Below are 7973 nucleotides of genomic sequence, written 5' to 3'. Positions count from 1 at the left end.
CCGCACGAAGGTCGCCATTGCATGGAAGCGGTCCATCTTCATTCCCCCCTGGAATGGATCATAGTGCCATGGGCCGCCTGACCTGTCGCGCGGGAAATGGGGAACTGTCTTGTCGAAAAGGGCGGGACGCTCTCCGCCAGGGCGCAGGCTTTACAGGCCGAGGTCGCTGAGGCCCGGGTGATCGTCCGGACGGCGCCCGAGCGGCCAGCGGAACTTGCGTTCGGCTTCGCTGATGGGATGCTCGTTGATGCTGGCGATCCGCCGCTCCATCAAGCCGCTTGTGTCGAACTGCCAGTTCTCGTTGCCGTAGGCCCGGAACCAGGTGCCGCTGTCGTCGTGATATTCATAGGCGAAGCGCACCGCGATACGGTTGCCCTGATGCGCCCAGACTTCCTTGATCAGGCGGTAATCGAGCTCGCGTGCCCATTTGCGGGCGAGGAAGGCTTCGATCGCGGCGCGGCCGGTGACGAACTCGGCGCGATTGCGCCACTGGCTTTCGGGCGTGTAGGCCAGCGCCACGCGGGCCGGATCGCGGCTGTTCCACGCATCCTCGGCGAGGCGCGCCTTTTCGGCAGCGGTGGCATCGGTGAAGGGGGGCAGAGGGGGACGGCTCATGCTGCGGTTCCTTTCAGGCGGGCGATTTCCGCTTTCAGGCGGGTGATCTCGGCCTCGCGCTCCTCGAGCGCTGCGGCGACCTGATCGGCGTCGAATTTCTGCGGGATGTGCTGGGGGCAGTTGATGTCCCAGGCTTCGATATCGAACAGCAGCGCCGCTTCGGGCCGCGCATTGTAGCCTTCGGGCATGAGCTCGGCGATGACCGCGGGATCGTCGGTGAAGCGCGCCGTGCCCCAGACCTTGATCCGCGCCTTGCGCGCGTAGTCCATCAGGAACAGGAACGCCTTGGGATTGTCGGCGAGATTGCCGGTCGAGACATATTGGCGGTTGCCGGTGTAGTCGGCAAAGCCGAGTGTGCGCTCACCCAGCACGCGGATGAACCCGCGCGGCCCGCCGCGGTGCTGGATATAGGGCTGGCCCTCAGCCGTGGCGGTGCCGAGATAGGCCGAGTTCGCCTGCGCGAGCATCGCTACCAGCCGCTCGTCGATGGCCGTGCGAAAGCCGCCCTGCGCTTCCATCCGCGCATAGGCCTCGCGCGATCCGCGAGCCGACTGGAGCGCCTTGACGGTGGGCGTGAAGGCGATGTCGCTGCTGGGGGTCATTCTCGTTACTCCTGCTTGCGCGTGGGGGTCATTGCGAAAAAGCCGCCATGATCTCGGCGGCGACGGTTGCGGCGTTTTCGTCGCGGACAAAGCGGCCGACATCGAACCTTACCAGATTGACCTGCGGCAGGTCTGTCAGGAAAGCGGCAGCACCGGCGGGGAGAAAGGCGGCGGGTGCCGGGGGAGGGAAAGAGCACCCGCCAAGGTTCAGGCCGCGGGGTCAGGCGGCCTGCGTCACCGGGCTGCGGGCCGTGACGAGCGGGAAGTCGATCTCGGTCTGGAAGGTGTTGTTGAAGAAGTTGGTCCAGACATTGAGCGCGACGTGCTGGACGATCTCGATGATCTGCGCGTCGGTGTAGCCGGCGGCCTTGACCGCCTCGAAATCGGCGTCGCTCACCCGGCCCCGCTCGCGCGCCACGGTGGCGGCAAAGCGGACGGCGGCATCGGCCTTGGGATCGTTCGAGGCGCCGCTGCGGTTGGCGGTGATCTCGGCGTCGTCAAGCTTGGCGAGGTTCTTGCCGAGATAGGTGTGGGCCGAGAGGCAGTAATCGCACCCGTTGACCTCTGCGACGGCGAGCGCAATTCGCTCGCGGGTGGCGGGAGGCAGGCTGCCTTTGCCCAAGGCGCCCGACAGGCCGAGATAGCCTTCGAGCGCCTGCGGGCTGACGGCGACCGCGCGGAACAGGTTGGGGACCGAGCCGAGCTGCTTGGCAACGGCATCGAGCAGCGGGCGCGAGGCTTCGGGAGCGTCGGCGATGGTGGCAGGGATGGCGATACGGGTCATGGATCGGGTTCCTTCGGCCGGGCAGGGGTTAAGGGTTCGTCCGGCGAAGGCCTAGGTGGGGTATTTCGTTTTCCGGGAGTAGCGGATATGAATGGTAGGCAGGCTTCCATTATTCGGAAACATTGATGGACCGGCTCGAAGCGATCCGCACCCTGCTCGCTGCCGTGGATGGCGGCAGTCTTTCCGCCGCGTCGCGCGCGCTGGGAACGCCGTTGCCGACGGTCAGCCGCCGCGTCTCGGACCTCGAAGCGCATCTGGGCGCGCAGCTGCTGGTGCGCACTGCCCGCAAGCTGATCCTGACCGAAGCCGGGGAAGCCTTCGTCGCCAGCGCGCGGCGCATCATCGAGGAGCTGGGCGAGGCCGAACGGGCCGCCTCCGGCGAATATCGCGAGCCGCGCGGCGAATTGATCGTCACCGCGCCGATCCTGTTCGGCCGGTTGCATATCGCGCCGATCGTGCACGCCTTCCTCGCCGCCTATCCGCAGGTCGGCGTCCGGCTGGTGCTGTCGGATGCGGTGATCGACATGGCCGAGGCGCATGTCGATGTCGCGGTGCGGATCGGGACGCTGCCGGACAGCGATCTGATCGCCCGCACGGCCGGCCATATCCGCTGGCTGCTGTGTGCCAGCCCCGCCTATCTCGCGCGGGCCGGGGAACCCGCCATGCCCGATGATCTGGTGAACCACGATTGCATCGCCTTCGAGGGCTTGCAGACCTATCGCAGCTGGACGATCGGCAGCGGCGCAGCTGCGCGCACGGTGCAGATCCGGCCGCGCTTTTCGGTCAACACCGCCGAGGCCGTGATCGAAGGGGTAGCCGCGGGGCTCGGCATCGCGCGGCTGCTGTCCTACCAGACCGCCCGAGCGATCGCGCAGGGACAGGTGCGCCCCGTGTTGCAGGCGTGGGGCGCCGATCCGATTCCGGTCAGTCTCGTCCACCAGCCGCAGCGCGTGCAGCCCCTGAAGCGGCGCGCCTTTCTCGACTTCTCCGCGCCGCGGCTTGCCCTCACCCTTGGCGAGATCGAGCGGATAACGGCGCCGGACCCGCCCGCTGCGAGCGAGGACTGACCGGGACGCCGCGTTCATGGAGGGCGACCAGTCGCAGGCGGCCGATGGAACATCGCCGGGGACATTCCTGTATCCCCTTGCATGCGCAAGTTTGCATCACTGATTGCCTTCCTCGCCCTGTTTGCCGCCTTTCCCCAGCCTTCTTGGGCGCAGCTCCCGCTCGGCGAGGCGCAGGAAGCCGCCTCGGCGGCGACAGACGCCTTTGACCGGGAAACGCCGCGTTCCACGGTCGCGGCGCTGATCAAGGCGCTGGCCGAGCGCAATTATGTGCTCGCCAGCCACTATTTCGCGTCGACCGGCGATGACTCCGCCCGCACCGCCGAGCAGGCCCGCGCGCTCCAGGCATCGCTCGACGCCGGGGGCACGCTGGTGCCTTTCGCCGAACTGTCGAGCGATCCGGGCGGGCGGCTCAATGACGGATTGCCGCTCGATGTCGAACGGGTGGGCACGCTGGGCGGCGCGGGGCAGACCCCGATCCTGCTGGTGCGCGCCGCGCCCGAGGGGGCGGGGGGCGAGGGCGCCGCCGCGCAGGCGCCGGTCTGGCGCGTCTCCGAAGCGACGCTGGCCGCATTGAACGCGCAGGCCAGGGCGCTCGATGCCGCCCCGCAACGCGAGGATTTTCTGATCATGGGCGCGCCGCTCAGGGACTGGGGGCTGCTCGCCGGGCTGCTGGCGTTCTCCTTCGGCGCCTTCTGGCTGCTTTCGTGGGTGATCCTTGCAGTGCTTGGGCGGCTCCAGAAGGATCCCGAGGCGAGCGGCCCCTACCGTTTGCTCAACGCCGCCCTGCCGCCGCTCAGCCTGTTCCTCGCCGTGATTGCCTTCCGCATCTGGGGCAACGAAGCGCCGGTCGCGATCGTCGCGCGGCAGACGATGCTGCGCTATGTCGGGATCTTCGCCTGGATCGCGCTCGCCTGGTTCGCGATCCGCATGGTCGATGCGATCGCGGCGCGGCTCACCAGCAGGCTCGACACCCACGAGCGGCGGCAGGCGGCCTCGGCGGTGACGCTCGCGCGCCGGGCAATCAAGATCATCGTGATGGCGATGGCGCTGATCGCCATTCTCAACATCATCGGTGTCGACATCACCACCGGTGTCGCCGCGCTCGGCATCGGCGGCATCGCGCTGGCGCTGGGCGCGCAGAAGACGGTCGAGAACCTCGTCGGCAGCGTCACCGTGGTCGCCGATCGGCCGATCCAGGTGGGCGATTTCTGCCGGGTCGGCGACGTGCTCGGCACGGTCGAGGACATCGGCATGCGCTCCACCCGCATCCGCACCAACGAGCGCACCGTGGTGACCATCCCCAACGGCGATTTCGCCGCGCGCCAGATCGAGAACTACGCGCAGCGCGACCGTTTCCTGTTCAACCCGGTGATAGGGCTCGAATACGGCATCTCCGCTGCGCGGCTACGCGAGGGGATCGCCCTGATCGAACAGGTGCTGGCCGATCATCCGCAGGTCGCGGACGATCCGCGCCGCGTGAAGCTCGCCGATTTCGGGACGAGCTCGCTCGATATCGCGGTGTTCACCTACATCACCGTGCCCGACTTCGGCGAAAGCCTCGGCATCCGGCAGGAACTGCTGCTGGCAATCCTCGAGAAGCTCGACGAGGCGGGCCTGCCGATCGCTTTCCCGAGCCAGACGCTCTACCTCAAACCGCCCGGCGATGCCGCAGAAGAAGAGCGCGCCGAGACGCCGCTGCGCAAATCCGCCTCGGGCGCGCGGGGATGACCGCCGATCTCGAACTCTGGCCGATCGGCAATTGCCAGATCAGCGCGCTTGTCGACCGGCAGGGTGCGATCGTCTGGTCGTGCATTCCGCGGGTCGATGGCGACCCGGTGTTCTGCGCGCTGATGAATGGCGAGGAGCGCGACAAGGGCACCTGGCGCATCGATCTTGTCGGGCAGGTGAGCGCGCGGCAGGAGTATATCCGCAACACGCCGATCCTCCTCACCCGGCTGGAGGCCGAGGACGGGAGCGCGGTCGAGGTGCTCGATTTCTGCCCGCGCCATGAGGGCAAGGGCCGGATGTATCGCCCGGTCGCCATCGGCCGGATCGTGCGGCCTGTCGCCGGTAGCCCGCGCATCCGCATGGTGCTTACGCCGATGCGCGATTACGGCGCAGCCGCCGCCGAGACGACCCGGGGCACCAATCACATCCGCTACCTGCTCGGGCCCGAGACGCTGCGGCTCACCACCGATGCGCCGGTCGGCTATATCCTCGAAGGGCGGCCCTTCCGCATCGAGCAGGACCTGCACTTCTTCCTCGGCCCCGACGAGCCCTTCGACGGCCCCTTGCGCGGCGAGGTGCGGCGGATGGAGCAGGCGACGCGCGGCTACTGGCAGCGCTGGGTGCGGGGGCTTGCCACGCCCTTCGAATGGCAGGCCGAGGTGATCCGCTGCGCCATCACCCTGAAGCTGTGCCAGCACGAGGAGACCGGCGCGATCGTCGCCGCGCTCACCACCTCGATCCCCGAAGCGCCCCATTCGCAGCGGAACTGGGACTACCGCTACTGCTGGATTCGGGATTCCTATTACACCGTGCAGGCGCTGAACCGGCTGGGCGCGCTCGATGTGCTGGAGAAGTATCTCGCCTACCTCAGGAACATCGTCGATGCGGCCAAGGGCGGGCAGATCCAGCCGCTCTATTCGGTGATGGGGGATGCCGAATTGCACGAGACCGCTGCCCCGGCGCTCGCTGGATATCGCGGGATGGGGCCGGTGCGGATCGGCAATGCCGCCTATCTCCAGGTCCAGCACGATTGCTACGGGCAGATCGTGCTGCCCACGGTGCAGGGCTTCATCGACCAGCGCCTGCTGCGCATGGCCGACGAGCGCGATTTCGCGAGCCTCGAGGAGGTCGGCGAGATGGCGTGGGCAATGCACGACCAGCCCGACGCGGGGCTGTGGGAGTTCCGCACCCGCAAGGAGGTGCACACCTATTCGGCGGTGATGGGCTGGGCGGCGTGCGACCGGCTGGCGATGGCCGCCGATTGGCTCGGCAAGGCGGACCGCGCAGAGCTGTGGCGGGAACGCGCCGAGGCGATCCGCGCGCGGATCGAAAGCGAGGCCTGGGTCGCGGACAGCGGGCATTACGGTGCGAGCTTCGAGAGCGGCTATCTCGACGCGAGCCTGCTCCAAATGATCGAATTGCGGTTCCTCGCCCCCGACAATCCGCGCTTCCTCACCACCTTCGCGGCCATCGAAACGCAGCTGCGGCGCGGCGATTTCATGCTGCGCTATGCTGCCGAGGACGATTTCGGCATGCCCGAGACCGCCTTCAACGTGTGCACCTTCTGGCAGATCGAGGCGCTCCACCTCGTCGGCCGCAGCGATGAGGCGCGCGGGCTGTTCGCCACGATGCTCAGCCATCGCACCGCCTCGGGCCTGCTCAGCGAGGATCTGGACTACGTGACCGGCGAGCTGTGGGGCAACTTCCCGCAGACCTATTCGCTGGTCGGGGTGATCAACTGCGCAGGGCTCTTGTCCAAGCCGTGGAGGGATGTGCGATGAGCCGCCTGATCGTCATCTCGAACCGGGTTGCCACGCCCGATGCGCGCGGCGCCGCGGGGGCGCAGGGCGGGCTGGCCGGCGCGCTCACCGCCGCGCTCAAGGATCATGGCGGGATCTGGTTCGGCTGGTCGGGGCAGGAGGCCGAAGATGCCGCGGGCACGATGCAGCTGCGCCGCGAGGACGGCGTGACCACCGCCACCATCGACCTCACCCCCCAGGACATCGAGGATTACTACAACGGCTATGCCAACGCGACGCTGTGGCCGCTGTTCCACTACCGGCTCGACCTGACGCAATACGAGACCGAGACGGCCAAGGGCTACGAGCGGGTCAACCGGCATTTCGCCGATTGCGTCACGCCGTTGATCGAGCCCGAGGATCTTGTCTGGGTGCATGACTACCACCTCATGCCGCTCGGCGAGCAGCTGCGCGCGCGGGGCATTGCCAATCGCATCGGCTTCTTCCTCCACATCCCCTGGCCGCCGACGCGCCTGTTCGTCTCGCTCCCCAATCACGAGGAGCTGGTGCGCTCGCTGCTCGCCTATGATCTGATCGGCTTCCAGAGCGAGGAGTGGCGCGGGAGCTTTCTTCACTATTGCCGCGAGGAACTGGGCGCCGAGGTGGACGAGGCCAGCGGGGTGATCGGCTTTGCTGGCAAGACTGTGATCGCGCGCACCTACCCCATCGGGATCGACTGGGACCACTTCCAGGCACAGGGCAGGACCGGGGACGCGCGCATCGCCGAGCAGCGCCTGCTGTCCTCCACCCGCGATCGCACCGCGATGATCGGGGTCGACCGGCTCGATTACTCCAAGGGCCTGCCGGAACGGATCGACGGCATCGCCCGCTTCTTCGACCAGCACCCGGAACGGGTGCGCGAGCTCGTCTACATCCAGATCGCGCCGCCTAGCCGCGAGGACGTGAAGAGCTATCAGGACATCCGCGCGCTGCTCGAACAGAAGGCCGGGCAGATCAACGGCGCGCGCAGCGAGGTCGATCTGGTGCCGATCCGCTACGTCAACCGCGGCTATTCGCACGCCGAGCTGTTCGGCTTTTTCCGCGCGGCCAAGATCGGGCTGGTGACCCCGCTGAGGGACGGGATGAACCTGGTGGCGAAGGAATATGTCGCCGCTCAGGACCCCGAGGATCCGGGTGTGCTGATCCTCTCGCGCTTCGCAGGTGCCGCGCAGCAGCTGGGCGCCGACGAGCAGGGCGCGGTGCTCGTCAATTCCTATAGCCCCGACGACATCTCGCAGGCGATCCGCGCCGCGCTCGACATGCCGCTCGCCGAGCGCAAGGCGCGCTACGCGGCGATGATCGGCACGGTCCGCGAGGATAGCGTGCAGGCCTGGACGCGGGCGTTCTGCGACGACCTTGCAGCGGAGCGATAGCTGCG

7 protein-coding genes are annotated in these 7973 nt (G+C 67.8%); 4 read left to right on the top strand and 3 right to left on the bottom strand.

Going from position 1 to position 7973, the window contains the following annotated elements; all coding sequences use genetic code 11:
- Window positions 1-150: 150 nt before the first annotated feature.
- The 3 genes from AX708_RS06980 to AX708_RS06970 all read right to left on the bottom strand — a co-directional run bounded on the left by AX708_RS06980 (window position 151) and on the right by AX708_RS06970 (window position 2001).
- Window positions 151-615, bottom strand: a complete 465-nt coding sequence (locus AX708_RS06980) for a nuclear transport factor 2 family protein (RefSeq protein ID WP_066531353.1) — start codon at window positions 613-615, stop codon at window positions 151-153.
- Window positions 612-1217: a pyridoxamine 5'-phosphate oxidase family protein gene (locus AX708_RS06975; RefSeq protein ID WP_066531354.1), complete on the bottom strand. Its 606-nt coding sequence runs from the start codon at window positions 1215-1217 to the stop codon at window positions 612-614. The genes AX708_RS06980 and AX708_RS06975 overlap by 4 nt, the downstream gene beginning before the upstream one ends.
- A 220-nt stretch (window positions 1218-1437) precedes the next feature.
- Complete coding sequence (locus tag AX708_RS06970; RefSeq protein WP_066531355.1) at window positions 1438-2001, bottom strand: carboxymuconolactone decarboxylase family protein; 564 nt, start codon at window positions 1999-2001, stop codon at window positions 1438-1440.
- Between the two features lie 125 nt (window positions 2002-2126).
- Between AX708_RS06970 and AX708_RS06965 the strand changes: the two genes are divergently transcribed.
- The 4 genes from AX708_RS06965 to AX708_RS06950 all read left to right on the top strand — a co-directional run bounded on the left by AX708_RS06965 (window position 2127) and on the right by AX708_RS06950 (window position 7968).
- Entirely contained in the window at window positions 2127-3068 is a 942-nt protein-coding gene (locus AX708_RS06965; RefSeq protein WP_067489769.1) for a LysR family transcriptional regulator, read from the top strand.
- An 81-nt stretch (window positions 3069-3149) separates the two neighbouring features.
- Window positions 3150-4796: a mechanosensitive ion channel family protein gene (locus tag AX708_RS06960; protein ID WP_082747210.1), complete on the top strand. Its 1647-nt coding sequence runs from the start codon at window positions 3150-3152 to the stop codon at window positions 4794-4796.
- The gene (locus AX708_RS06955) at window positions 4793-6577 is read left to right on the top strand and encodes a glycoside hydrolase family 15 protein (protein WP_067489766.1); all 1785 of its coding nucleotides are present in this window, start codon (window positions 4793-4795) and stop codon (window positions 6575-6577) included. The genes AX708_RS06960 and AX708_RS06955 overlap by 4 nt, the downstream gene beginning before the upstream one ends.
- Window positions 6574-7968 (top strand): trehalose-6-phosphate synthase, encoded by a 1395-nt coding sequence (locus AX708_RS06950; protein ID WP_067489763.1) that lies wholly within the window; start codon window positions 6574-6576, stop codon window positions 7966-7968. The genes AX708_RS06955 and AX708_RS06950 overlap by 4 nt, the downstream gene beginning before the upstream one ends.
- Window positions 7969-7973: the final 5 nt, after the last annotated feature.

It is taken from the genome of Erythrobacter sp. CCH5-A1 (genome assembly GCF_001557115.1).
GTDB lineage: Bacteria > Pseudomonadota > Alphaproteobacteria > Sphingomonadales > Sphingomonadaceae > Erythrobacter.
The sequence above is the reverse complement of the archived record's forward strand: the minus strand, read 5'-3'. Positions and strand labels throughout refer to the sequence as shown.

What these genes read in the sequence shown, in the direction of transcription:
- AX708_RS06955 (WP_067489766.1), top strand. Translation starts at nt 4,793, where the DNA reads ATGACCGCCGATCTCGAACTCTGGCCGATCGGCAATTGCCAGATCAGC.
- AX708_RS06980 (WP_066531353.1), bottom strand. Translation starts at nt 615, where the DNA reads ATGAGCCGTCCCCCTCTGCCCCCCTTCACCGATGCCACCGCTGCCGAA.
- AX708_RS06960 (WP_082747210.1), top strand. Translation starts at nt 3,150, where the DNA reads ATGCGCAAGTTTGCATCACTGATTGCCTTCCTCGCCCTGTTTGCCGCC.
- AX708_RS06975 (WP_066531354.1), bottom strand. Translation starts at nt 1,217, where the DNA reads ATGACCCCCAGCAGCGACATCGCCTTCACGCCCACCGTCAAGGCGCTC.
- AX708_RS06950 (WP_067489763.1), top strand. Translation starts at nt 6,574, where the DNA reads ATGAGCCGCCTGATCGTCATCTCGAACCGGGTTGCCACGCCCGATGCG.
- AX708_RS06970 (WP_066531355.1), bottom strand. Translation starts at nt 2,001, where the DNA reads ATGACCCGTATCGCCATCCCTGCCACCATCGCCGACGCTCCCGAAGCC.
- AX708_RS06965 (WP_067489769.1), top strand. Translation starts at nt 2,127, where the DNA reads ATGGACCGGCTCGAAGCGATCCGCACCCTGCTCGCTGCCGTGGATGGC.